Source organism: Methylobacterium persicinum, assembly GCF_022179525.1.
GTDB classification, from domain to species: Bacteria; Pseudomonadota; Alphaproteobacteria; order Rhizobiales; family Beijerinckiaceae; genus Methylobacterium; species Methylobacterium persicinum.
In genome coordinates, this window is the sequence record NZ_BPQX01000021.1 from 20,427 (window position 1) to 44,044 (window position 23,618).

Annotated in this window: 28 protein-coding genes and 1 riboswitch; of the genes, 11 read left to right on the forward strand and 17 right to left on the reverse strand. The window is 68.3% G+C overall.

From position 1 onward, the window contains the following. Nucleotides 1-75: 75 nt before the first annotated feature. The 3 genes from MFF22_RS08895 (at nt 76) to MFF22_RS08905 (ending at nt 2,998) form a co-directional block, all read left to right on the forward strand. Complete coding sequence (locus tag MFF22_RS08895; protein WP_238248611.1) at nt 76-825, forward strand: electron transfer flavoprotein subunit beta/FixA family protein; 750 nt, start codon at nt 76-78, stop codon at nt 823-825. Between the two features lie 71 nt (nt 826-896). Continuing rightward, nucleotides 897-1,841, forward strand: coding sequence for an electron transfer flavoprotein subunit alpha/FixB family protein (locus MFF22_RS08900; protein WP_238248612.1), 945 nt, complete (start codon nt 897-899; stop codon nt 1,839-1,841). Nucleotides 1,842-2,116: 275 nt separating this feature from the next. Beyond that, entirely contained in the window at nt 2,117-2,998 is an 882-nt protein-coding gene (locus tag MFF22_RS08905) for a 3-hydroxybutyryl-CoA dehydrogenase (RefSeq protein WP_238248613.1), read from the forward strand. 123 nt (nt 2,999-3,121) lie between these two features. Here the strand turns inward: MFF22_RS08905 and MFF22_RS08910 are convergent, their stop codons facing one another. The 5 genes from MFF22_RS08910 to MFF22_RS08930 all read right to left on the reverse strand — a co-directional run bounded on the left by MFF22_RS08910 (nt 3,122) and on the right by MFF22_RS08930 (nt 6,593). After that, on the reverse strand, nt 3,122-3,424 hold the full coding sequence (locus tag MFF22_RS08910) for a hypothetical protein (RefSeq protein ID WP_238248614.1): 303 nt from the start codon (nt 3,422-3,424) through the stop codon (nt 3,122-3,124). A 111-nt stretch (nt 3,425-3,535) separates the two neighbouring features. Continuing rightward, nucleotides 3,536-4,549, reverse strand: coding sequence for an NAD(P)H-quinone oxidoreductase (locus MFF22_RS08915; protein ID WP_238248615.1), 1,014 nt, complete (start codon nt 4,547-4,549; stop codon nt 3,536-3,538). Between the two features lie 77 nt (nt 4,550-4,626). Then, on the reverse strand, nt 4,627-5,262 hold the full coding sequence (upp, locus tag MFF22_RS08920; protein WP_238248742.1) for a uracil phosphoribosyltransferase: 636 nt from the start codon (nt 5,260-5,262) through the stop codon (nt 4,627-4,629). Nucleotides 5,263-5,431: 169 nt separating this feature from the next. Further along, entirely contained in the window at nt 5,432-5,893 is a 462-nt protein-coding gene (locus MFF22_RS08925) for a DUF2852 domain-containing protein (protein ID WP_238248616.1), read from the reverse strand. A 79-nt stretch (nt 5,894-5,972) separates the two neighbouring features. Then, the gene (locus MFF22_RS08930; RefSeq protein ID WP_238248617.1) at nt 5,973-6,593 is read right to left on the reverse strand and encodes a TetR/AcrR family transcriptional regulator; all 621 of its coding nucleotides are present in this window, start codon (nt 6,591-6,593) and stop codon (nt 5,973-5,975) included. Nucleotides 6,594-6,873: 280 nt separating this feature from the next. Here MFF22_RS08930 and MFF22_RS08935 point away from each other — a divergent pair, with 280 nt between their 5' ends. The 3 genes from MFF22_RS08935 to MFF22_RS08945 all read left to right on the forward strand — a co-directional run bounded on the left by MFF22_RS08935 (nt 6,874) and on the right by MFF22_RS08945 (nt 8,916). Continuing rightward, nucleotides 6,874-7,176 carry a hypothetical protein gene (locus MFF22_RS08935; RefSeq protein ID WP_238248618.1) on the forward strand — a complete coding sequence of 101 codons (303 nt, stop codon included), beginning with the start codon at nt 6,874-6,876 and terminating at the stop codon, nt 7,174-7,176. A gap of 70 nt (nt 7,177-7,246) precedes the next feature. Then, complete coding sequence (locus tag MFF22_RS08940) at nt 7,247-7,645, forward strand: thioredoxin family protein (RefSeq protein WP_238248619.1); 399 nt, start codon at nt 7,247-7,249, stop codon at nt 7,643-7,645. 128 nt (nt 7,646-7,773) lie between these two features. Continuing rightward, nucleotides 7,774-8,916 carry a glycosyltransferase family 2 protein gene (locus MFF22_RS08945; RefSeq protein WP_238248620.1) on the forward strand — a complete coding sequence of 381 codons (1,143 nt, stop codon included), beginning with the start codon at nt 7,774-7,776 and terminating at the stop codon, nt 8,914-8,916. Between the two features lie 5 nt (nt 8,917-8,921). Here the strand turns inward: MFF22_RS08945 and MFF22_RS08950 are convergent, their stop codons facing one another. After that, on the reverse strand, nt 8,922-9,266 hold the full coding sequence (locus MFF22_RS08950; RefSeq protein ID WP_238248621.1) for a FlaG family protein: 345 nt from the start codon (nt 9,264-9,266) through the stop codon (nt 8,922-8,924). Nucleotides 9,267-9,535: 269 nt separating this feature from the next. Here MFF22_RS08950 and MFF22_RS08955 point away from each other — a divergent pair, with 269 nt between their 5' ends. Beyond that, nucleotides 9,536-10,114, forward strand: a complete 579-nt coding sequence (locus MFF22_RS08955; protein WP_238248622.1) for a TY-Chap domain-containing protein — start codon at nt 9,536-9,538, stop codon at nt 10,112-10,114. Nucleotides 10,115-10,138: 24 nt separating this feature from the next. On the opposite strand, the gene thiC is transcribed toward MFF22_RS08955, so the two are convergent. Beyond that, the gene (gene thiC, locus MFF22_RS08960) at nt 10,139-12,028 is read right to left on the reverse strand and encodes a phosphomethylpyrimidine synthase ThiC (RefSeq protein WP_238248623.1); all 1,890 of its coding nucleotides are present in this window, start codon (nt 12,026-12,028) and stop codon (nt 10,139-10,141) included. Between the two features lie 65 nt (nt 12,029-12,093). After that, a riboswitch (TPP riboswitch) is annotated at nt 12,094-12,199 on the reverse strand. 329 nt (nt 12,200-12,528) lie between these two features. Between thiC and MFF22_RS08965 the strand changes: the two genes are divergently transcribed. Next, the gene (locus tag MFF22_RS08965; RefSeq protein ID WP_238248624.1) at nt 12,529-12,930 is read left to right on the forward strand and encodes an HNH endonuclease family protein; all 402 of its coding nucleotides are present in this window, start codon (nt 12,529-12,531) and stop codon (nt 12,928-12,930) included. A gap of 34 nt (nt 12,931-12,964) precedes the next feature. Here the strand turns inward: MFF22_RS08965 and MFF22_RS08970 are convergent, their stop codons facing one another. Continuing rightward, a complete protein-coding gene (locus MFF22_RS08970) occupies nt 12,965-13,210 on the reverse strand; it encodes a pilus assembly protein PilZ (RefSeq protein ID WP_238248625.1) in 246 nt (81 codons plus the stop codon). A gap of 42 nt (nt 13,211-13,252) precedes the next feature. Beyond that, entirely contained in the window at nt 13,253-13,741 is a 489-nt protein-coding gene (locus MFF22_RS08975) for a hypothetical protein (RefSeq protein WP_238248626.1), read from the reverse strand. Between the two features lie 310 nt (nt 13,742-14,051). Between MFF22_RS08975 and MFF22_RS08980 the strand changes: the two genes are divergently transcribed. Further along, complete coding sequence (locus MFF22_RS08980; RefSeq protein ID WP_238248627.1) at nt 14,052-16,235, forward strand: transglycosylase domain-containing protein; 2,184 nt, start codon at nt 14,052-14,054, stop codon at nt 16,233-16,235. A gap of 45 nt (nt 16,236-16,280) precedes the next feature. Here MFF22_RS08980 and MFF22_RS08985 read toward each other — a convergent pair whose 3' ends face one another. Further along, on the reverse strand, nt 16,281-17,120 hold the full coding sequence (locus MFF22_RS08985) for an aldo/keto reductase (protein WP_238248628.1): 840 nt from the start codon (nt 17,118-17,120) through the stop codon (nt 16,281-16,283). A 166-nt stretch (nt 17,121-17,286) separates the two neighbouring features. Between MFF22_RS08985 and MFF22_RS08990 the strand changes: the two genes are divergently transcribed. Continuing rightward, nucleotides 17,287-18,369: an adenylate/guanylate cyclase domain-containing protein gene (locus tag MFF22_RS08990; RefSeq protein WP_238248629.1), complete on the forward strand. Its 1,083-nt coding sequence runs from the start codon at nt 17,287-17,289 to the stop codon at nt 18,367-18,369. 133 nt (nt 18,370-18,502) lie between these two features. Here the strand turns inward: MFF22_RS08990 and MFF22_RS08995 are convergent, their stop codons facing one another. The 7 genes from MFF22_RS08995 to MFF22_RS09025 form a co-directional block, all read right to left on the reverse strand. Beyond that, complete coding sequence (locus MFF22_RS08995; protein ID WP_238248630.1) at nt 18,503-18,754, reverse strand: BrnA antitoxin family protein; 252 nt, start codon at nt 18,752-18,754, stop codon at nt 18,503-18,505. Between the two features lie 8 nt (nt 18,755-18,762). Further along, the gene (locus MFF22_RS09000; RefSeq protein ID WP_238248631.1) at nt 18,763-19,089 is read right to left on the reverse strand and encodes a hypothetical protein; all 327 of its coding nucleotides are present in this window, start codon (nt 19,087-19,089) and stop codon (nt 18,763-18,765) included. Between the two features lie 212 nt (nt 19,090-19,301). After that, nucleotides 19,302-20,294, reverse strand: a complete 993-nt coding sequence (gene tolA / locus MFF22_RS09005; protein WP_238248632.1) for a cell envelope integrity protein TolA — start codon at nt 20,292-20,294, stop codon at nt 19,302-19,304. A gap of 4 nt (nt 20,295-20,298) precedes the next feature. Further along, entirely contained in the window at nt 20,299-20,793 is a 495-nt protein-coding gene (locus MFF22_RS09010; protein WP_238248633.1) for an ExbD/TolR family protein, read from the reverse strand. Between the two features lie 42 nt (nt 20,794-20,835). Continuing rightward, the gene (locus MFF22_RS09015) at nt 20,836-21,525 is read right to left on the reverse strand and encodes a MotA/TolQ/ExbB proton channel family protein (protein WP_238248634.1); all 690 of its coding nucleotides are present in this window, start codon (nt 21,523-21,525) and stop codon (nt 20,836-20,838) included. Between the two features lie 131 nt (nt 21,526-21,656). Next, the gene (locus tag MFF22_RS09020) at nt 21,657-22,049 is read right to left on the reverse strand and encodes a Tat pathway signal protein (RefSeq protein ID WP_370877542.1); all 393 of its coding nucleotides are present in this window, start codon (nt 22,047-22,049) and stop codon (nt 21,657-21,659) included. Between the two features lie 116 nt (nt 22,050-22,165). Continuing rightward, on the reverse strand, nt 22,166-22,651 hold the full coding sequence (locus MFF22_RS09025) for a hypothetical protein (protein ID WP_238248636.1): 486 nt from the start codon (nt 22,649-22,651) through the stop codon (nt 22,166-22,168). 419 nt (nt 22,652-23,070) lie between these two features. Between MFF22_RS09025 and MFF22_RS09030 the strand changes: the two genes are divergently transcribed. Beyond that, nucleotides 23,071-23,499 (forward strand): Hsp20 family protein, encoded by a 429-nt coding sequence (locus MFF22_RS09030; protein ID WP_238248637.1) that lies wholly within the window; start codon nt 23,071-23,073, stop codon nt 23,497-23,499. Nucleotides 23,500-23,618: the final 119 nt, after the last annotated feature.

Below are 23,618 nucleotides of genomic sequence, written 5' to 3' on the forward strand. Positions count from 1 at the left end.
TAGGCCTTGCCCACCGGTTGTGCCGGGCCATTTCCCGCGGATTAAAGAACAATAGTGGGAAGGATCGAGACCGCCATGAAGGTTCTGGTGCCCGTCAAGCGGGTCGTCGACTACAACGTGAAGATCCGCGTGAAGGCGGACGGTTCGGGCGTCGAGCTCGCCAACGTGAAGATGTCGATGAACCCCTTCGACGAGATCGCCGTCGAAGAGGCGATCCGTCTGAAGGAAAAGGGCAAGGCGACCGAAGTGGTCGCGGTGTCCATCGGCCCTCAGGCGGCGCAGGAGACCCTTCGCACCGCCCTGGCCATGGGTGCGGACCGGGCGATCCTCGTGAAGACGGACGTCAATTGTGAGCCCCTGGCAGTCGCCAAGCTCCTGAAGGCCGTGGTCGAGAAGGAGGCGCCGCAACTCGTCATCCTCGGCAAGCAGGCCATCGACGACGATTCGAACCAGACCGGCCAGATGCTGGCGGCCCTCCTCGGGTGGCCGCAGGGCACCTTCGCCTTCAAGATCGAGATGGGCGAAGGCGCGATCGACGTCACCCGCGAAGTGGATGGCGGGCTCCAGACCGTATCGCTCCAGCTGCCGGCGATCGTGACGACCGACCTGCGCCTGAACGAGCCGCGCTACGCCTCCCTGCCCAACATCATGAAGGCGAAGAAGAAACCCCTGGACGAGATGAACCCCGAAGGCCTCGGCGTCGACGTGACCCCGAAGCTGACGGTGTTGAAGACCGCGGAGCCGCCGGGGCGGTCGGCGGGTGTGAAGGTGGGTTCGGCCGCCGAGCTCGTCCAGAAGCTCAAGGTCGAGGCCGGCGTCATCTAGATCATCGCAACGAAGGCTGCGCTCCCGCTTGGCGGTCGAGCGCAGCCCCAGCAACCGGGGTTTGAACGCACATGACCACGCTTCTCTTCGTCGAACATGCGGACGGTCGGATCAAGGACGGGACGCTCAAGGCCCTCGCCGCCGCCAACCAGATGGGCGCGCCGGTCCACGCCCTCGTCGCCGGTGCCTCCGCCAAGGCCGTGGCCGAGGCCGCGGGCAAGCTGGAGGGCGTGGAGAAAGTCCTCCTCGCCGAGGATGCCGCCTACGACCACGACCTCGCCGAGCCGGTATCGGCCCTAATCGCGGCGGTGGCCGGCCCCTACGATGCCATCGTGGCCTCGGCCTCCACCACCGGCAAGAACGTCCTGCCGCGGGTCGCAGCCTTGCTCGACGTGGCGCAGGTCTCCGACATCATCAAGGTCGTCTCGGCGGACACGTTCGAGCGGCCGATCTACGCCGGCAACGCGATCCAGACGGTGCAGGCCCCGGGACCGAAGAAGGTGATCACCGTCCGTACCGCGGCCTTCAAGGCGGCGGGCGAGGGTGGTTCGGCCGCCTCCGTCGAAGCGGTATCCGCCGCGGCGTCCGGCGCCGGCTCGACCTTCAAGGGCGAGGAGATCGCCAAGTCCGACCGGCCGGAGTTGGCCTCCGCGCGGATCATCGTTTCGGGCGGTCGCTCCCTCGGCTCGGCTGACAAGTTCCATGAGCTCATCGAGCCCCTGGCCGACACCCTTGGCGCCGCCGTCGGCGCCTCCCGGGCCGCGGTGGATGCGGGCTATGCCCCGAACGATTGGCAGGTCGGCCAGACCGGCAAAGTGGTGGCCCCCGATCTCTACGTGGCCGTGGGCATCTCCGGCGCGATCCAGCACCTTGCCGGCATGAAGGATTCCAAAGTCATCGTCGCGATCAACAAGGACGAGGACGCGCCGATCTTCCAGGTGGCCGACTATGGCCTCGTGGGCGACCTGTTCCAGGTTGTTCCGGATTTCCAGTCGGAAATCGCCAAGGCCAAGTAAGGTCAGGACGCATCCGGACCGGGGCGGGGCAGTCTGCGGACGAGGCCTCGCCCCTGATATCCGCCAATTCGGCGTGCCGACGGCCATGCAATGACAACGGGGTTACGGGGATTGATCGGCCGCCAGCCTCGTTTAGGTTCCTTACTTCGTTGAGATTGGTCTAAAAGGCTGAGAGGGCGGTCGGTTCAACGTGCCGCCCCACGGTCGCTGAGGGTTGGCCAAAGCCAGCCGCAGGCCGGCAGCGGACAGGCACGGTTCGGGGGTAAGGTCTTCAGATGGGCATCGAGATCAAGCGGGTCGGCATCATCGGCGCGGGCCAGATGGGCAGTGGCATCGCGCAGGTCTGCGCCGCCGCGGGTCTGGACGTCATCCTGAACGACCGTGATCCCGCAAGACTCACGAACGGCATCGACACGATCGAGAAGGGCTATGCCCGCCTCGTCTCGAAGGGCTCCCTCGCCGAGGACGACAGTCGCTCCGCCCTGGAGCGAATCAAGCCGGTCGGCAGCTTCGCCGAACTCGCGCCCTGCGATCTCGTCATCGAGGCAGCGACGGAGAACGAGGCGACCAAGCGCGACATCTTCACCAATCTCTGCCCGGTGCTGAGCCCCGAAGCGCTTGTGGCGACGAACACCTCGTCCATCTCGATCACGCGCTTGGCGGCCTCCACGGATCGCCCCGAGCGCTTCATCGGGATTCACTTCATGAACCCTGTGCCGGTGATGCAGCTCGTGGAGCTGATCCGCGGCATCGCCACCGACGATACGACCTACGAAGCGGCCAAGGTCTTCATCAACAAGCTCGGTAAGACCGGAACGATGTCGGAGGATTTCCCCGCTTTCATCGTCAACCGCATTTTGCTGCCGATGATCAACGAGGCGATCTATACGCTTTATGAGGGCGTAGGCTCAGTCGAATCCATCGACACCGCGATGAAGCTCGGGGCCAACCATCCGATGGGGCCGCTGCAGCTTGCGGATTTCATCGGCCTGGATACCTGCCTGTCGGTGATGCAGGTTCTGTACGAGGGGCTGGCCGACTCGAAGTATCGGCCGTGTCCGCTTCTCGTGAAATATGTCGAGGCTGGTTGGCTCGGCCGAAAGACCAAGCGGGGCTTCTACGACTACCGGGGCGTGAACCCGGTTCCGACCCGCTGACCGCCGGAAATTCCGACACGTAAACGACGGCAGGCCATCCAGGGCGGACGGGCGTTCGATGACGCCGCGCTTCCCCGGATAGCCCTGCCCGACGCTGCCTTTGAGAAAGCAGACGGCCGGCGGTTACTTCGCCGTGCCGCCGTTGGCGTTCTGCTGCGACGGCTGCGGGTACGACGGGTTGCCGCCGGGGACAGACGTCGAGTTGGAGCTTGAGGGGTTGGACGAACCGTTCACCGACCCGGTGATCTCCTTGCGCGACGCGTCCTGGCTCTGCGACGCGTAGTCCTTGGGCGAATTGGCGCCGTTCCAGGTCAGCAGGCCGATCGTGGCCACCGCGAGTAGCACGAGGCTCCCCACGAGAACCCAGAGGACGGACTTGCCGCGCTCGCCCTGTCGGCTCTCCTTCGGGGTGAGTTGCTCGGCCATGTGTATCCCTCGCTGGCGTCGCGGGATCCGCCTCCGAGGCGGCCCGCAACACGGTTTCGTTATCGGGCGGCAACGCGGGGGCGGACAGGGGGTTCCGCCGTAGAGCTTCGGTCAGTGGCCCGTCGTGAGCAGGATCTTGCCGAGGTGAGTGCTCGATTCCATCAGCTCGTGGGCCTCGCGAGCCCGTTCCAAGGGGAAGGTGGCGTGGGTCACGGTGCGGATCCGGCCCTCGGCGAGATGCGGCCAGACATCCCGGCGCAGGCCGTCGGCGATGGCCGCCTTGTCCGCCTTCGGCCGGGGGCGAAGGGTCGAGCCGGTGAACGTCAGACGATTGCGCATGATCGGCGTGATGTTCAGCCCATCCACCTTGTAGCCGCCCATCAGGGCGATCATCACGAGGCGGCCATCGGGGGCGAGTGACTTCAGGTTGCGCTGAAGATAGCTCGCGCCGATCATATCGAGGATCACATCGACGCCGCGCTTGTCGGTGAGGCGCTGGATCTCCTCGGCGAAGTCGGCCTGCTTGTAGTCGATGGCGGCGCTGGCCCCGAGTTCCTCGCAGAACCGGCACTTCTCCGCCGAGCCCGCGGTCGCGAAGACCTTTGCGCCGAACAGCTTGGCCATCTGGATCGCCGTGGCGCCGATTCCGCTCGACCCGCCATGCACCAGGAACGTCTCGCCCTCGGTGAGCCGCCCGCGCTGAATCACGTTGGAGTACACGGTGAAGAATGTTTCCGGCAGGCCCCCGGCATCGACCAGGGACACGGAGCCGGGCCGCGGAAGGCAATGCCCGGCCTCGGCGACCGCGTACTCGGCATAGCCCCCGCTGATCACCAGGGCGCACACCTCGTCACCGGGGGAAAGGCCCTGCACACCCTCGCCAAGGGCAGCGATACGGCCCGCAACCTCAAGGCCGGGTATCTCCGTCGCGCCGGGCGGCGGCGGATAGCTGCCCGCCCGCTGGGCGACGTCGGGACGGTTCACCCCGGCGGCCACGACCTCGATGAGCACCTGCCCTGGACCTGGCTGCGGGACCGGCGCAGTCTCGACGGCGATGACTTCCGGGCCGCCCGTCCCGTCATAGCGGATCCGGCGCATCGTCTCGGGCAGGGCGGGCGTTCCCATATCGGCTTCTCCGGTGGCTCGTTGGCCATTCACAGGGGGTGACATCTGCGCGGCGGATGGGTTCCGGCAACGCCGGTTCAGCGCGTGCCGTACATCCGGTCGCCGGCATCGCCGAGGCCGGGGACGATATAGCCGTGATCGTTCAGGTGGCTATCGATGGCGGCGGTCCAGACCGGGACATCCGGGTGCGCCGCCGCGAGGCGGGCGAGGCCCTCAGGCGCGGCGAGAAGGCAGACGAAGCGCAGATCCACCGCGCCCCGGGCCTTCAACCGGTCGAGGGCGGCCACGGCCGAGTTCGCCGTCGCCAGCATTGGGTCGAGGACGAGCACCGTCCGGTCCGCGAGGTCCGAGGGCGCTTTGAAATAATACTCGACCGCTTCGAGCGTCTCCGGATCCCGGTAGAGCCCGACATGGGCGACCCGCGCCGAAGGGAGCAGGGACAGCATCCCGTCGAGGAAGCCGACACCGGCCCGCAGAATAGGCGCAAGCACCAGTTTCTTGCCCTGGATCTGGCGGCCGACCATGCCCCCGATGGGGGTCTCGATCTCGACCGGTTCGAGGGGCAGGTCCCGCGTCACCTCGTAGGCGAGCAGCATCCCGATCTCGTTCAGGAGGCGACGGAAACCCTGGGTCGAGCGCTCCTTGTCCCGCATGAGCGTCAGCTTGTGCTGGACCAACGGATGATCGACCACCGTGACGCGTCCGCTCGACATCGTCTCCCCCAGCGTGCCGTGATGCGCGAGCATTGCCGAAGCTGGCGAGCCGGCGCAACGGGCGATGGTGGTCGTCCTCTCGTTCATCCCGCACGACCCGTCATGAGATGGGTCCCGCGGGCTGACGAACAAAAAAAGGGCCCGCCGAAGCGGGCCCCTGTCGTCTGCATCAGACCGTCCGAGGACCATCGGTCCCGCCCGCCCGGCGCTGGGCCATGAAGGCGTCGAACTGCTCGCGGTCCTTGGCCCGCTTCAGCTCTTCCACGAAGGCGGCGAAGGCGCGGCTTTCCTCTTCGAGGGCCCGGCGCTGGGCCTCGAGCCGGTCCAACTCCGCACGGCGGTACTCGTCGAAAGCGGCGTTGCCTGTGCCGCGGTTGGCCGCCTCGAACGCGCGGGCAAAGCGCGAGACGGGACGGTTCTCTTTCCAGTCGCCGAAGTTGCGGCGGGCGGTGTCGCGCATCTCGTTGAAGGCCGGATAGCCCGTGAGCTTCCAGGCGAGCAACGCGAGGCCGACGGGCCACCAGTAGATGAAACCCAGTACAATGGCGCCGATTTCGAGAGAGCGGCGCGGGAAGGGACCGGAGCGGCACACGCGGCCGCCGGTAAAGGACGAGGTCGAGGACGTGTTCACGGGCAAGCTCCGCATATCATGTGAACGGCGTTAACATGCGGATCGCGCAAACGGGTTTCAAGGCCCCCCAAATAGACCTTCAATCACGGCGTGCAGCCCCGTGGACGAGGGCGAGAACACCAGCCCGCAGCAGTTCGAATTTATCGGGGATGCCGGGCCCCGTGGGCAAATGCCCGGCGGCCGCCAGGGTGGCGAGGCCGTGGGCCAGCGCCCAAACCTCCAGGGCGATGAACCGGGGAGCCACACCGCCGAACCCGTCCGCGAAGGTCGCCTGCAACGCCTCAACCAGGAGGTCGAAGGGGCTCGGGCGGCCCTCCGTCTCGGGTGAGGCGTGGATGCCGCGGGTCTCGAAGATCGCGGCATAATAGGCGGGCTCCTCCTCGGCGAAGGTCAGGTACGCTTCGCCCATGCGGGTGAACCGTTCGAGCGGTGTGCCGCGGGAGGTGAGGGCGCGGGCGAGACGGCTCGCCAGCTCATTGAAGCCACGCCCCGCCAACTCCTCGAGCAGCGCTTCACGCCCCCGGAAATGTCTGTAGAGCGCGGCCGGGGTCACGCCGACGAGGCGCGCGGCCTCGACCAGGGTGAACCCGCCGATGCCGCGCTCGGCGATGAACCGCCGCGCCGCTTCGACAAGCGCCTCCTTGAGATTACCGTGGTGATAGCCACGCCGGTCCCCCGGCCCGTCCTGCCAGTGCCGCAAGACACCGATACTCCCGCTCCGAACCCATGATGCCGATCCCGCAGGTCCATCCGCCCGATGAAGAACCTCCGGCTGTTGCCGCAGGGCATTACGGGCGAGGGACGCGTTCGTTGCAAGACAACCACGCAGACTGCCCCAGGGAGCGGGGGAAAATCATCCATTTCACGCGCAGGCCGCAGGCCATCATCGGGAGCGATGGGCGCGGTTGACGAAGCCGACGCAACATTGTTTCAAGCACAGGCGGTGTTGCAGCCGCCTGTGAAGCGGGGAGTAGCCGCCGATGGCCTTCGTGAGCCTCAAGGCATGGCGTGCCCGGTCGGCCGAGCGGGCCGCCATCGCCGCCCGCCTGAAGGGGGAGATCGCGACCGCCCTGGCCCTCGGTCCCGGCGACGCTTTGTCCGTCAACGAGATCGCCTGCCTCGATCCGGGCTGCCCCGACATGGAAACCATCGTTCTCGTCATGCGGGCGGGCCGGCCGACCCGAGCCCTGAAGATCCGCCGCCTCATGGAGGCGGTGGATGCAACCGACCTCGCGGCCCTCGCCGCGGAGGAGAAGACGGAGCCGCCTCCGGGTGCGGCGTGATGGCCGGGCGCTCCAGCGCCGTCCTCGTGTACCCTATGACCAGGGTCCTCGAGAGCCCGTGGGAAACGCCATGACCACACGCCGCCGAATCCTCGCGCTCGTCCCCTTCGCCTGCGCCGCCCTTGCACTCTCCGCGCCCGCGACGGCGGGCGAGATGCAGCCGTTCAGCCCTGCCGCCTTCGAGGCCGCGCAGAAGAGCGGCAAGCCGATCCTGGTGGAGGTCAGCGCGCCGTGGTGCCCGATCTGCAAGACGCAGAAGCCGATCATCGCCAAGCTTTCAGCCGATCCGCGCTTCAAGGACCTTCAGGTCTTCGACGTCGACTTCGACAGCCGGAAGGATGTCCTCAGGCAGTTCAACGCGCGGATGCAGAGCACCCTGATCGCGTTCAAGGGCGAGACGGAGGTCGGCCGGTCGGTGGGTGAGACTCAGCCGGAATGGATCGAAGGTCTCGTCGAGAAGACGCTCTGACCGGGCGTAGAGACAGCGCGTTCATCCTTCGCCGGGGATGGTGAGGGTTCGGCCGCGTCTCCTTTTGTCTTCGTTCATCTCGGCCGGCCGATAAGCCTACACGCGCCAGTGCTTCCGGCGCGGACGAGATGTCAGCGATGCCGATCCCCGCCGCGAATCCCACCGCCGTCGTCGCGGTTCCGGTGCGCAACGAAGCCGAGCGGATCGCGGCTTGCCTGAGGGCGATCGACGGGCAGGTCGATCTTGCGCCAGGTTCACTCGGCGTTGTCCTGTATCTCAACAACTGCACCGATGGCACCGAGGCCATCGTCGCCGGCTTGCTGCCCTCCCTGTCGGTCCCCGTCCGGGTGCTGACCGAGGATTTCTCCGGCGCCCATGCCGGATGGGCTCGCCGCCGGGCGATGGATGCCGCTGCGGCTTGGCTCGGGGAGGGGGGCGGGGTGATCCTCTCCACCGATGCCGACAGCAGGGTTCCGCCGCTTTGGGTGTCCCGAACCCTCTCGGCCATCGCCGCGGGAGCCGATGCCGTGGCCGGGCGGGTGGAACTCGATGAGGAGGAAGGGAAGCTGCTGCCCGCTTCGCTCCATGCGCGCGCCCGTCTGGAAGACCTCTACGACGCCCTGATCACCGAGGCCGAAGCGCGAATCGATCCCGATCCGCACGACCCTTGGCCGTGCCACCGCACGACCATCGGCGCGACCCTGGCCGTGACCCGCGATGCCTACATCGCCGTCGGCGGCATGCCGGAGATCCCCCTCGGCGAGGATGGCGCGTTCATCGCCCGGCTGATCGCCCACGGAAAACGGGTTCGCCACGCGCCCGATCTCTGCGTCACCATCTCGGCCCGACTCACCGGCCGGGCGCCGGGGGGCGTCGCCGACACGATCCGATCCCGCTGCGAGGAGCCGGACGCCCTCTGCGACGCGCGGATGGAGGTGTTTGCGCGGTGCGTGCGGCGCTACCTCTGGCGGGCGAGGTTCCGGCGGATGCATGACGCGGGAACGCTGGGCCGGGAGACGGCCTGGGCGGATTGGCTCGGGATCGGGCCGGACGAGGCTGCCCGTATCGCGGCGCTACCTTTGGGCCACGCCATTGCCGAGGCTGAGAAGGCGAGCCCCCGGTTGGCCTACAAGCCCATCGGGCCCCGCCAGTTGCCGGGACAAATTCGTCTTGCGCGACTCGGCCTCGTGCCGATCCGCATCCTCACCGGGTTGCGGCGAAATCCGGGTCGAACCATCCCGGCGGGAACCGCCGCGGAACGGATGGCCTGATGGGGTCAGGCCACCCGCGAGACGGCACCGGCGCCGGCACCGCCGGTCGCGGTCTGCGCGCCGGCATTCGCATAGGCACGGTTGCGCAACGCCGTTTCGCTCGGGAGCTGTGCGAGCACATCCCCCGATGTCTGATCCACCACCTGGAACACGATGGTGCTTGTATCGAGATCCCTCACGAAGCGCGCTTCGTGAGAATCACTGCCGATATCGACCTTCACAGCCGGTTCGAGCGCCTTCGACGGTGGGGGCTGATTTTCGGCCGTCTGGGGCGCGGGCGCGGCGGTGGCACCAATGGCATCGATGCCCTGCGGCCCCTGCACCACGCTCGGTATGCTTCGTATCTCCATGACAGGCTCCTACGATCCTGTGATCGAGCGACTGCATCACCACGCCATTAAGCGCCGCTTAATTCGGACATGCCCTCGCCGTGTTCGACAGCTGGTTTCTAGCTTTCACCTAATATCTCCCTAACAATTCCTGTCAATCCTGGCTCATCAAGCGACCCCCTTCGCCGCGATTGCATCTCTGAGGCGGCATTCAACTTCCGTTAATCATACCGGTAGCGAAGCCCACCCGTTATAGTTCGGAGCACTGAGGTTCCTCAAAGCGAAGCCCGATGATTCCCGCACAGCTCAGCAGTCGCCAAGATGCAGGCCGATGCCCGCTCGACAGTCGTCGTCCAGCGTTCATCGCGACGATGGCGGCGATTGCAATGACAGTAGCCGGCTGCGCCGCACCACGTCAGGACTTCGTCGGCACCTACCGTTGCCCTGTTCTGACGGCACTGGAACGCATCCACCAGCGCGGGCCGAAAACCACATCGCGCAACCGCTTCGCGATCGTGAGTATTGAAAAGGCACCCCAGCGCTACGTCCAGTGCATCTTCTTCGATGGGGACGTCAGAATGTTCTGCGAGGCATCGTCGGGGGCCTATGGTCCCGTGGGGGAGGCCGACCATCCGCTGACGGAAGAGGGTCGCGCGGCCTTGAAAAGCCTGGGTTTTACCCAGGCCGATCCACAGCATAATTTTACTCGGACCGTCGATCTCGGCGAGCCGCCGCGGGTCGAGATCGCCGCGGACATGATGCTCGAGACCCTCGCTCGCGCCTACGGAGCGCGGATGGGAACCAGGATCGAAGTCACCGCACCCCTCGGCAGAGGCGCGGAAGACAGGTGCGGCGTGCCCGCCTCGTGACGGGCACGCCAGATAGTCTTCGGCTCACTCCGCCGCGTCGACGTAGAGCTTGCCGCCCTCGGCAAGGAATTCCCGCGACTTCTCGCGCATTCCAGCCTCGGCCTCGGCCTCGGACATCGCGGGGGCTTGCCCCACCACCTGCCCGGCCTCTTCCATCGCCAGAACCTCCGCCCGCAGATCCTGCGTGATCTTCATCGAGCAGAACTTCGGCCCGCACATCGAGCAGAAATGGGCGACCTTGTGGGCGTCCTTCGGCAACGTCTCGTCGTGGTAGGTGCGGGCGGTATCGGGATCCAAGGAGAGGTTGAACTGATCCTCCCACCGGAAGTCGAACCGGGCGCGGCTGAGCGCGTCGTCGCGCAGCTGCGCGGCGGGATGCCCCTTGGCGAGGTCGGCGGCGTGGGCGGCGATCTTGTAGGTGATGACGCCGGTCTTCACGTCGTCGCGGTCGGGCAGGCCGAGATGCTCCTTGGGGGTGACGTAGCAGAGCATCGCCGTGCCGAACCAGCCGATCATCGCCGCGCCGATGCCGGAGGTGATGTGGTCGTAGCCCGGGGCGATGTCGGTGGTCAGCGGGCCGAGGGTATAGAACGGCGCCTCGCCGCATTCGCGAAGCTGCTTCTCCATGTTGACCTTGATCTTGTGCATCGGCACGTGGCCGGGGCCTTCGATCATCACCTGACAGCCCTTGTCCCAGGCGATCTTGGTGAGTTCGCCCAAGGTCTCGAGCTCGGCGAACTGGGCGGCGTCGTTGGCGTCGGCGATGGAGCCGGGGCGCAGACCATCGCCCAGGGAGAAGGACACGTCGTAGGCCCGCATGATGTCGCAGATTTCGTCGAACCGCTCGTAGAGGAACGATTCCCGGTGCCCGGCGAGGCACCAGCGCGCCATGATCGAGCCACCCCGCGAGACGATGCCGGTCACCCGCCGCGCCGTCAGCGGGACGTGGGCGAGGCGCACGCCGGCATGGATGGTGAAGTAATCGACCCCCTGTTCGGCCTGCTCGATGAGCGTGTCCTTGAACACCTCCCAGTCGAGCTTGAGCGGGTCGCCGCCGACCTTTTCGAGGGCTTGGTAGATCGGCACCGTCCCGATCGGAACCGGCGAGTTGCGGATGATCCACGAGCGGATGTTGTGGATGTTGCGGCCGGTGGAGAGGTCCATGACCGTGTCCGCACCCCAGCGGATCGACCAGACCAGCTTCTCGACCTCCTCCGCCGCCGACGAGGTGACGGCGGAGTTGCCGATGTTGGCGTTGATCTTGACCAAGAAGTTGCGGCCGATCGCCATCGGCTCGACTTCGGTGTGGTTGATGTTGGCCGGTATGATCGCCCGGCCGCGGGCGATCTCGTCGCGCACGAATTCCGGCGTGATGAAAGGCGGTACCGCCGCGCCGAAGTTCTCGCCGTCGGCAAGGGCGGCCTCGGCCCGGTCGAGCATCTGCTCCCGGCAGAGGTTCTCCCGGTGGGCGACGTAGATCATCTCCTCGGTGATGATGCCGGCCCGGGCAAACTCGTACTGCGTCACCATCTGGCCGGGGGCGGCCTTGCGCAGGGTCCGCTCGGCGGGGCAGGGGGCCACGAGCTTGTCGGCGGAGGCGAAGCCGTTGTCCTCGGGCTTCACGGCCCTGGGCTCGGCGGTGGCGTAGCCGCGGGCAGCGATCCACGGCGCGCGGATTTGCGGAAGCCCGGCGGAGAGGTCGATGCGCGCATCGGTCTCGGTGTAGGGGCCGGACGGATCGTAGACCCGCACGGGGGCCTCGTTCGGGTCGGTGAGAGTGATCTCCCGGTAGGGGACACGGATGTCGTCCCGTCCGCCGACGGCGGCGTAGACCTTATGCGAGCCGGTGACCGGACCGGTCGTCACGGTCTCGGGGCTTCCCTTCACATCCTTGGGCAGCACGGGTGCGTTCATCTGGCCTCTCCTGGCGCTGGAGCGGTCCAATTGCGCACGGACGTTGGGTGAGGTGCGGCATCCAACCGGCCGCGAGTTCCCGTCCCTCCGCCGGTACGAACCGGATCAGGTTCAAGGGTCAGGGCGCCTCGCCCAATCTCAGCCCCGTACAGGGCTCCCCTCGGAATGCCCGGAGCCTCCGTGGTTTGCCGGACATTGTCAATGCCGGCGGTGGAGGGTGCATGACAGCAGTCTAGAGCCCTTGTCGACCGGGTCGTACCGGGGGCGGCCCCTCGTTTCTCCGCACCCTCGTCCTCATCCTGAGATGCCCGCGTCGGCGGCCTCGAAGGAGGTGTCCAGTTCTCGCGGCGATCCCTGGAACCCTCCTTCGAGGCCGCCGCTTCGCGCTGGCACCTCAGGATGAGGGCGAGGGTGGGAGGTCGGGCTGTTCATCAAGGAACGAACAGGCGGCCGCTCGTCCGCGACAACGGCGCCGTTGCGGACGCTGTAGAACACGGGCGATGGAAACAGGGACAAGGCGGAGGGAACACTTGGGCAGACGCGACCGCCTCTGGCGTGACGACGACCCCAGCACCCACGGCCCCCAGGCGGAGGCGCCGGTCATCTGTCCGCTCTGTCAGCGCCCGATCCCGCGGGGCGCGAAATCGAGCCTCCACCATCTGACGCCGAAGCTGAAGGGTGGCACCCATCGGGGGACGGTGCGGCTGCACCAAGTCTGCCACTCCGCCATCCACGCCCGCTACAGCGAGGCCGAGATCGCCCGGCGGCTCGCCGACATCGACGCCTTGCGGGCAGATCCGGAACTGGCCCGCTTCGTGGATTGGGTCCGCACCAAGCCGGACGACTTCTACGTGCCCACCCGCCTGACCCGGGACCGCCGGGCGGGACGGCGGAAGGAGTAGTGCGCCGCCCTCCCAGCGGAGAACGGCGGGACGATCAAGGATTGAAGACGATCCCCGCGCGCTTGCCCCTCTGCCATGCCAGGGTCGCGGCCCGGGCCTCGGCCTCCGGGGCAAGGCTGACCCGGAACTCGTCCGGCAACTCGACCTGGGTGTCCACCTCAATCAGCGCGCCGGTATCGTTGACGTCCCACACGAGGCAATCGACCTTTCCGCCGGGAATCTCGATCGCGCCGAAGGTGAAGGCGTTACGGCGGTAGGTGCCGCGCCGGTCGTCGGACATCCCTTGAACCCTCTCACACCCGCCCCCCCGAAACCGACCGGCTCACTCGTCGTCGGGTGCGTTGCGGTAACGGCGGCGCTGATAGCCGTCATCGTCGGACTGGCGGCGGGGGCGATCATAGCCGCGGTCCTCATCCCGGTACCGATCTTCGCCCCTCGACCGATACGCGTCGCGGGCGCGGTCATCGTCCCGGTCGTCGCGCCGGGGAAAGGGGTCGTTGCGGTAGCCGCCGCCACCGTTCCCGGCGATGCGTGGGGCGTACCAGCAAGCCTTGCGCTGGTTCGGGGCGGGGTCGCCGAAGCTCTGGACGTTGCAGGGGATCGCTCCGCCCTGGGGGAACGGGCGACCGTGGGTCTTGCCGGGCACGCCGAAATAGACGTTCGTCGGGTAAGGCATCCGGCAGACGCCGCCCTCTTCCGCACAGGGCACGGTGTTCACCGTGTCGAGCCTGACTTGCGCCCGGGCCGAAAGTCCTCCGAAGAGCACCGGCCCGAAGCCGGCGAGCACCATCACGACGAAACCTGCCCGCACGATCACCGTTCCCCTTCCGAATCGGGCGGCACCATAGGGACACGCCCATTCGGAAACCAGGGGCGACCCCTCCAAATACTGATTTGTTTTCTGCCCATAGTCTCGATCGAAGGGTCGCCACGCGTCCCTTAACGGCCCCTTAAACCGCCGCATTTATTGCGTCTCAGAACGCGTCCGTAAACGAACCGCTCCAGGCGGCGGCGGGCTCCCGTTGCGGGGCATCCGGCGGGACATACGGCGTCGGGCGAGGGCGCGGGACCGGTCGGGTCCCCGCAGGAACGCGGACGAACGGGCTTCGTAGCGGGTATCGATGGCGCAGAAGCGTGGCAGGAGCGAGCCGAATTTTGACGTGCCGGAGGGCCAGCCCGGCCGGCGCGGGGATCTCGACCTGCGCCTGTCCCGCGAGGACCGGGCCGGCGGCGGGGATACGAGGAGCGACGGGCGCGTGAGCAGGCAGACCGGCAAGCGATCCGCGTCCCGCGGGAACTCCCAAGGGAGGGGTGCCTCCGCCAAGCGCAAGCCGCGGCGGTCGTGGATCGGCCGCATCGTCTATGGCGGTGTCGTGCTCGGGCTCTGGGCGGTGATCGGCCTTGCCGGGCTCATCGCCTACCACGCGTCGCAGCTTCCGCCGATCGACCAGCTCGCCGTGCCGAAGCGGCCCCCGAACATCGCGATTTTGGCGAGCGATGGGTCGCTGCTCGCCAACCGCGGCGAGACGGGCGGTCGCGTTGTCTCGATCAAGGAGCTGCCGCCCTACCTGCCGCGGGCCTTCGTCGCCATCGAGGACCGGCGCTTCTATCAGCACTTCGGCGTCGATCCCGTCGGCATCCTGCGCGCCATCGGCCAGAACCTGACCCGGCGGGGCGTCGCCCAGGGCGGTTCCACCCTGACGCAGCAGCTCGCCAAGAACCTGTTCCTGACCCAGGAGCGGACGGCCTCGCGCAAGATCCAGGAGGCGATCCTGGCCCTCTGGCTGGAGCACAAATACACCAAGGACGAGATCCTCGAACTCTACCTGAACCGGGTCTATTTCGGCGCAGGCGCCTACGGCGTGGAAGCGGCGGCGCAGCGCTATTTCGGCAAGCCCGCCAAGGATGTGAGCCTCGCCCAGGCAGCGATGCTCGGCGGCCTCGTCCAGGCGCCGTCGCGCCTCGCGCCCAACCGCAACCTTCCGGCCGCCCAGGCCCGCGCCGCCCAGGTTCTGGCGGCGATGCAGGAACTCGGCTTCGCCTCGGCGCAGGACGTGAAGGTCGCCCTGGCGCAGCCGGCCCGGCCCGCGAGTGTCCGCGGCGGCGGCTCGGCGAACTACGTGGCCGACCTCGTGATGGATGTGCTCGACGACTACGTGGGCAAGTTCGACACGGACATCACGGTGCAGACCACCGTCGACACCTCTCTTCAGGCCACGGCCGAGCGGGCCCTGGTTGATGAACTGAACAAGCAGGGTGCCCGCTACAATGTCGCTCAGGGTGCCCTGGTTTCCATGCGCCCGGACGGCGCCATCCGCGCCCTGATCGGCGGGCGGGATTACGCTCAGAGCCAGTTCAACCGAGCCACCACCGCCAAGCGGCAGCCGGGCTCGTCGTTCAAGCCCTTCGTCTACCTCACCGCCGTGGAGCACGGCGCGACCCCCGATACGGTCCGCGACGACGCGCCGGTCAAGATCGGGAACTGGGCGCCGGAGAACTACTCCCACCGCTACGAGGGGCCGGTGACCCTGCGCACGGCCCTTGCCCACTCCCTGAACACCGTCGCCGTGCGGCTCGGCCAGGAGGTCGGCCCGAAGGCCGTGGTGCAGACCGCCCAGCGACTCGGCATCACCTCGCCCCTCCAGGCCAACGGCTCCATCGCGCTCGGCACATCCGAGGTGACATTGCTGGAGATGGTCGGCGCCTACGGGGCCTTCGCCAACGGCGGCACGGGGGTCATCCCCTACGTCGTCGCCTCGGTGAAGGGATCGGACGGCAAGGTCCTCTACAAGCGCGCCGACAGCGGCCTCGGCCGGGTCATCAGCCCCGATGCGGACGGCATGATGAACGCGATGATGCACGAGGTCTTCGTGTCCGGCACCGGCAAGAAGGCCGACATCCCCGGTTGGGACCTCGCGGGCAAGAGCGGCACCACCCAGGATTACCGCGACGCGTGGTTCATCGGCTTCTCGGGAAGCCTCGTGACCGGGGTCTGGCTCGGCAACGACGACGGCGAACTCACCAAGAAGGTCACCGGTGGCAACCTGCCCGCGGACATCTGGAAGACCTACATGGTCCAGGCGCTGAAGGGCCAGACGCCGGTCCCGCTTCCGAACCTCAACCGTTGGCGGAAGGCGCCGGAGACCACCGCCTCGGTGGCCAATGCCGGCCCGGCCGGGATCCTGAACCAGATCTTCGGCGACGACGTCGCCCCCGCGCCGCAGCCCGAGGCCCCCGTCCGTCGGACGAGGCAGCAGCGCGCCGAGCCGAACTTCATCGAGAAGCTGTTCGGGATCGGCGAATAGGCCCGGCTCGCCCTCCGCCGCCCAGGCGGGAGGGCCCCGCCGGCCCTACAGCATCGGCAGGATTGGCGGGCGCGGACCGCGGGGGAAGTGTGCCTCGATGAGGGCGATCTCCGCGGCGTTGAGATGGATCTCGGCCGCCGCCGCATTCTCTACCGCCCGCTCCGGCCGGACGGTCTTGGGGATGGTGAAGGTATTCGGCAGGCGCAGGAGGAAGGCCAGGACCACCGCATAGGGCGACGTGCCGTGCGCGTTGGCGATGCTCTGGAGTACGCGCCCGCCGGAACTGGCCGGCTCCGGGAAGTCCCCGCTGCCGAAGGGTGAATAGCCGACGAGGGCCACCCCGTGCGCCGTACACCAGGGCAGCACGGCATGCTCGATCGCCCGCTCGGTGGGGCAGTAGAAGACCTGATTGCAGGCGATGCGGTCCGGCCCCGCGATGGCGAGGAGGCGCTCGAGATCCTCTACGTCGAAGTTGCTGACGCCCCAGGACAGGATCTTGCCCGCCCGCCGGAGATCCTCGAACCCCGCGACGGTCTCGGCCAGGGGATGGTTGCCCGGCCAGTGCAGCAGGTAGCAATCCAGCCGGTCGGTCCCGAGCCGGCGGAGCGACGCCTCGCACGCCCTGACGACGCCCCTGCGGGTCGCGTTGCTCGGCACCACCTTCGAGACGAGGAAGACTTCTTCCCGGCAGTCGCCGATGGCCTCGCCGACCATCGATTCCGCATCGCCGTACATCTCGGCGGTGTCGATATGGGTCATGCCCGAATCGATCCCGGCCCGCAGGGCCCGGATGGCGGACGCGCGGTCCGCGCCGTCGATGCGCCACGTACCCTGGCCGATGACGGGCACGGCCACGCGCGCCGCCCCGAAGCCCCTCGCGTGCATTCCGCTGCCTCCCCGGTCCTGACGCTCAGCCGGCGGCTCGGCCTGGCGCCTTACTCGCGCCATCATGGCCGGGTGAGCAAGGTCCCGACGCTACGCGCTTTCGTAGACTTTAGGCTAGGATCGAAGCCGTGTCCTCTGCGCTCGACACGATCCGCGAGGTGCGTTGATGCTGCCGCCTCATCGCTGGTTCTGGGTGCTGATCGTCCTCGCTGCGGGGGCGGCGGGGCTCCTGTATAATTTCATCTTCGCCGCGGGGGCGTCGCCGCTGGCTGGCCTCACCTACGGCCTGTGCATGGGCGTGGCGGTGCTCGCCTTCGACAGGGGGCTGATCCTCGCCGGGTTGCAGGCCCGGATCCGCCGCTGGCCCGCCTGGGCCTACGTGCCAGCCGCCGAGTTCGCCTACGTGCTGATGATCGCAGCCGGGTGCGCCCTGGGCGGCCTCGTGGTGTGGGCGCTGGGCCTGACGGAAGACGATCTCTCCACCGCCACGAAGCTGACACCCCGGGTACTCGCCTACTCCCTCGGCGTCTCGGCGATGCTGGTCTTCGTGATCCGCATGCGCGACCTGATCGGCGGGGAGGTCTTCGTGAACTTCATGATCGGCCGCTATCACCGGCCGGTGGAGGAGGAGCGCATCTTCCTCTTCCTCGACGTGGTCGGTTCCACCGCCTTCGCGGAGGCCCACGGGGACCTGCGGGCGCAAGAATACCTGGGCGCGGTCTTCGCCGCCCTCGCCGAGCCCGTCCGGCGCCACAACGGATCGGTGGACGACTATATAGGCGACCTGGCGATGATCACCTGGCCCATGGACCGGGGTTTGTCGGACGGCAGATGCATCGCCTGCCTGTTCTCCGTCCTCGACCGGATCGAGGCCGATGCCGAGGCCTGGGTGGCGCGGTTCGGCACGGTGCCCCGCCTGCGCGCGGCCCTCCACGGGGGATCTGTGGTGACAGCAGAAGTCGGGGTGGATCGGCACAAGATCGCGTATTTCGGCGATGCCGTGAACGTCACCTCGCGCATCGAGGCCCTTTGCCGCCCCCTGGGCGTCGGCATCCTGATCTCCCAGGATCTCCTCGACCGCCTCGGCCGCCTTCCGGCGGGCATCCGCGCCCGCTCCCTGGGGTCCCATGCCCTGCGCGGGCGGGGCGCTCCCCTCACGGTCGCCACCCTCGAACGGGGAGTGGCCATCGAGGGTCCCGCCGCCAACACATCGAGCTCGGCGACGTTGCGCGTCGCCGGGTCGATGTAGGCCATCCATCGGACGGCCGACGGCGCACCGCGGCCCCCTCAGTCGTCACAGCCGTGACAGGCGACACGAAGCGATGACCGCGGAAGGGCTGAAGCGGGAGTGCGACGGCGTCAGGGGAAGCGGGCAGCGCCGGTCAGCCCTCGCGGACGATGAGGGCCTTCAGCGCAGCGTTGATCCGGTCCTGCCAGCCGGGCCCATCCTTCTGGAAGTGTTCGAGCACGGCGGCGTCGAGGCGCAGGGTCACGGACTCGCGCACGCCCGGCGCGGACGCAGGGGCGACTGGGGCGGGGGCCGTCGCCACCGGCTTGGTCGTCGCCTTGCGGAACGCCGCTTCCGCGGCGGCACGGGCGTCGGTGGGGCGGCGTCGGTCGCGGGTCTCCACCATGGTGTGGCTCAATCCTTCTTGGCCGCCTTGCGGGCGACCGTCTTGCGGGCACGATCCTTGGCCGCCTTGGCCTCGGTGGCTTCCTGCTTCGCGGTCGCGGCGGCCTGGGCGTCGGAGGCCTCCTTGGCCAGACGCAGCGAACGGAGGCGCTTCGTGCGCTCATCGACGGCGACCTGCGCGGCACGATGCTCGGCCATCGCCTGAGCACCTTCCCGGGCCATCCGTTCGGCCCGCTCCGCGCGCTCGGCCTTATTCTCAGCCCGGACGCGGGCTTCGGTCTCCGCGGCGCGGATCTCCTCCGCCTCGTCGAGGTCGGTTTCGATGTCGTCGCTCATTGCTTCCCTTTCGTCCCGCCCCGGGCGGTGTCAGCCGCATCGGCAAGGACGCGGCGACCAGGGCAGGTCCGGCCGGTTCGAGGGGGGGAGGAAGTGGGCCGGATGACCCGGCCCGCTCCAACCCGCCGGGTGGCGGCCTGTTCGAGCCGGAATGTTATGGGCTTTAGCATGCCCACAAGGGGTCTGGCGAATCCGGAAGCAGCGATGACTGCTCAACGCACCCGGTAATTCAGCGGGATCGTCACCGATAGGCTTTGCTGCGTGACCCCGGCGGGGGCTGCGGGGAGGCTGCCGCGCACGGCCGCGAGGGCGGCACTGTCGATCTGTCCCACCCCGCTGGAGCGGGCGAGCCCGGCGCTCGTCACCGAACCCGAGCGCATCACGGTGAACCGCACGACGGCGGTGCCGCCGGCAGTGCCGGAGGCCGCACCGGGATTCATGCGACCATGAATCGCGGCACTGATCGCACCTGTCCACTGGCGCATGGCGCTGGGGTCGTTGCCGGCGGCGGCCCGGCCCGCGGAACTCTGACGGGACGACGCCGCGGAATCACGGGTCTCCCCCTGCCGGGCGAGGGCCGCCTTGGTCTTCGCCTCGCGGGCGGCCTTGGCCTTCGCTTCCTTGATCTTGGCTTCCTTGGCCTCGCGGATCTCCTCGAGGCGCTCCTGGCGCTCTTCCTCCTTGCGCTTCTCCTCGCGGAGCTTGCGCAGGCGTGCGTCCTTTTCGGCCTTGAGCTTGGCGAGATCGGGCTTCGGCGCCTCGGGTTCGGCGGGCTTGGCGATCTCCTCCGGAGGCGCGGCCAGGGGTTCGGCCTGCTCGGCGGTCGAGGTCACCACCTGGTTCTGCGGCTCCACGGGCTGGGCTTCCGTCGCGGCCACGGGGGGCGCCTCCTCCGGGGGCACCTGGGCCATCTCCGTGGGGGGAGGCGGCTGCGTCGCCTCTTCGACCGGCTGCTCGACGGGCTTCACCTCGGGGGGCGCCGCCTCGACGGCCTGCTGCTCGGCCGGGGCCTGGGTCGGCGCCTCGGTCATCACGGGGGCGAGGTCGATCGTCACCTGCTGCTCGCCGGGGGGTGCCGGGGGCGTGAGGTGCAGGAACATCACCCCCAGCAGCACGAGGGCATGGAGCCCGAGGGCGACGAGGAAGGCCGCCACCAGCCCGGTCGGGCGGCGGTTCGGCAGAGGCGTCGAAGTCAGTGCGGTCATCGGCTCAGGGCGCGGCGTTGGCGGGGGCCTGCGTCGGGGGAGACGGAGTGGCCGACGGACCGCCGGGAGACTGGGCGATCAGCGAGACCTTCGAGAAGCCCGCCTGCCCGACGAGGCCCATGACCTCCATCACCTTGCCGTAGGGCACGTCGCGGTCGCCACGGACCAGCATCACCTGATCCTTGTTCTCGGCGGCCATCTCGCGCAGACGCGGCACGATGCTGTCCATCGTGAACACCTCCTTGGCGATGGAGGGATTGCCGTCCTTGTCGACGGTGATCTCCAGGGGCTTCTTCGCCTGGGCGACCTTGGGCGCGGAGGTCTTCGGCAACTGCACCGGCACGCCCGTCGTCATCAGCGGGGCCGCGACCATGAAGATGATCAGCAGCACCAGCATCACGTCCACCATCGGCGTGACATTGATGTCCGCCATCGGTGCCTCGTCGAGGCCGTCCTCGTCGCCCCCGGCGTCGCCCGACCGGATCGATCCCATTGCCATCGGCTGTCCTCCCTCCTCCCGACCTGTTCGACGCGTCCCGGCCTATTCGGCGGCGGCGCGGCGCTGGCCGCCCCGGTCCCGGGCGAGGCGGTTGCCGAGGATGGAGATGCTGGAGGTGAAGCGGCTCTGGAGACTGCCGACATCGCCTGTCAGCTTGTTGTAGGCCATGACCGCAGGGATCGCGACGACGAGGCCGATGGCGGTGGCGAACAGGGCTTCGGCGATGCCCGGCGCCACGACCGCGAGCGAGGTATCCTGGCTGCGGGCGATGGACGAGAACGAGTTCATGATGCCCCAGACAGTACCGAACAGGCCGACGAACGGCGCCGTCGAGCCCGACGTCGCCAGCAGCGAAAGTCCCGTGCGCAGGCGCTTGACCTCGAGCGCCAGGGCGCCGCGCATGGCCCGCTCGATCCGCTCCCGGCGTTCGGCGCGGGTTTCGGTCTGATCCTGGTCGCGCCACGCCTCGATCGCGGCGTTGGCGACGTGCCCGGCGATGCCCTTCAATTGCGGATCGACGGTACCGCCGGAGCGGACCATGGTCTCGAAGGCCCGGGCCTGCCGGCGGGCGGCGGCGAGGCGGACGATCTTCTCGAAGACCACCGTCCAGCAGGCGATCGAGGCGATGACCAGCAGGATCATCACGCCCTTCACGATCGGATCGGCCTGAAGGAACAGGCCGAGGAACGAGAAATCGTGGGTGTCGATCGGGGCGGCCTGGGTCGGATCCATGTCGGGCTCCTGGCGTCGTGTCTTGCGGTGTCGTGTCGTCGTGTCCGGCTCCACGGTCGCGCCGCGATCAAAGCCGGGCGCGCCCGGACGGAAGCCGCCCGGGCGCAGGGTTCACACTGTGCCCGGCCGCGTCAGCGGTCGAACGGAATTCCCGCCTTGCTCTCGGTCTCGGTGCGTTCGAGGCACGCCTCGCGGGCGCCGTCGCCGCCGTCGCAGGCCAGCACGTCGTTGAGCAGGATGCGCCCGACCTTCCCGCAGGCAATGCCCGGAAAGTCGAAGATCTTGACCGTGGTCTTATGCGGGGGGAGCGGCGCGAGTTCCACCGCGACGCGCTTCTGGGCGACGCCGTCCGTATCGAAGGCGAAGAGATCGACCTTATAGGTCTTCAGGCCGGCACCGCGGCTGTTGTCGACCACCATGGTGATCCGGCAGGCCTCGCCGGCCGTCTCGGTCTTGTTGAGCTGAAGCTTGATTGGGGCCGCCTTATCGCCCGCGCTCTCCTGCGCCACGGCGGACACCGCCACGCCCGGCGCGACGAGCGCAAACGCGGCCCAGACGAGAGCAGCGCGGGGGCGGAAAGGGGATTGGCTCCGGTCAAGCACTGTCGAAACTACCTTTCGTGGAATCCGCACGCAGCGGGTCAGTGGAGAACGCCGGGCTTTCCGCAAGCCGGTGAAAGGCGGAGGGCCGCCGCATCGATCGTTTCGGCTGCGGCGCAGACCGCCGCCGCGAGGCGCGGCGCCTTCTCTCGCCCAGCCAGGGCGGCAGCCTGATGCGCCACTTCGTCCCAGGCACCCCGGCGACCGCGGCCGATCAACGCGACGAGGGCGCATTCGTGTCCGGTGAGGCGGCAACAGCTCGCCGGCATGAACGACCAGTCGCCCTCGCGCTCGGCCCGCAGCGCCCGCACGATGCCGACCATGCCGGCGACGAAACGACCGCCCTCGTGGGAGCCGAGCAATTCCTCGGCGCCGTTGAAGGCCGCGTCCCAGCAGGCGACATCGCCGGTCATGTAACCGGCCGCCACGAAGCGGGCCACGGACAGGGCGAGGATCTCGGCTTCGTCCCGGCAGGCTTCGGAGACGCGCCGCAAGGACGGGCGGGCAGGCGGACTCGACGGCTGCACTCGGACCTCCCCCGGTTGAGAGCGTCCCGCGGCAATGTGCGGGGCAACGGCAGCCGGAACGGCGCCGTCTTCGGGACGCCGAGGTACCGAGAACCACGCCCGGCATCAAGTGCCGGAGCAAAAATCAGAGACGTTCCAAACTGTTAGCGGGATGATCTGGCAATTCCGGTCGGCGGCGGTTCAATTCGCCAACCAGGATCGGAATTTGCGGCATGTCGATACGAATGCCCCGGCGGGAGATCGGTGAGCCCCCTGTCCCTTGATGGCCCGGAACGGCTCGGCCATATCTCGCTGGTCCCGGCGGATCCGCCGGGCGGAGCGCTGCCTTGCGCGGGCTCCGTGGCGGAGAGGCGCTCGAAGGCCGGGCGGGCGGGGGTCGCCCGCAGGTCTGAGGCCTCGCACTGAGGAAGACCTCCGCGATGACCCGACCGTCGCCGTTCGGCCACCCGTTTCTGCTCGGCTTCGATGAGATCGAACAGGCCCTCGACCGTGTGTCGAAAGCCGCCAACGATGGCTACCCCCCCTACAACATCGAACGGCTCGCCCGGACGGACCGGGAGCCGGAGCGCCTGCGCATCACCCTTGCGGTGGCAGGTTTTACCCGGGAGCAGCTCGACGTGATGCTGGAAGAGAACCAGCTCATCGTCCGCGGTCGGCAGGTCGATGACAGGGAGCGGCAGTTCCTCCACCGGGGCATCGCCGCCCGCCAGTTCCAGCGGGTCTTTCTCCTCGCCGACGGGATGGAGGTGCTTGGCGCCGATCTGTCGAACGGCCTCCTGTCCATCGATCTCGTCCGGCCGGAGCCGGAGCGGGTGGTCCGCCGGATCGACATCCTCGCGCGGGACTAACCGCGGGCGCGGCTAAACTGCCGGGAGATTGATCCCGCCGGGAGCGATCCTTACATCCCGGTCGTACCCCCGGTCGCCATTCGGGGCCGGGACCGACGCTCTGCCTCGAAGGAGGGCAT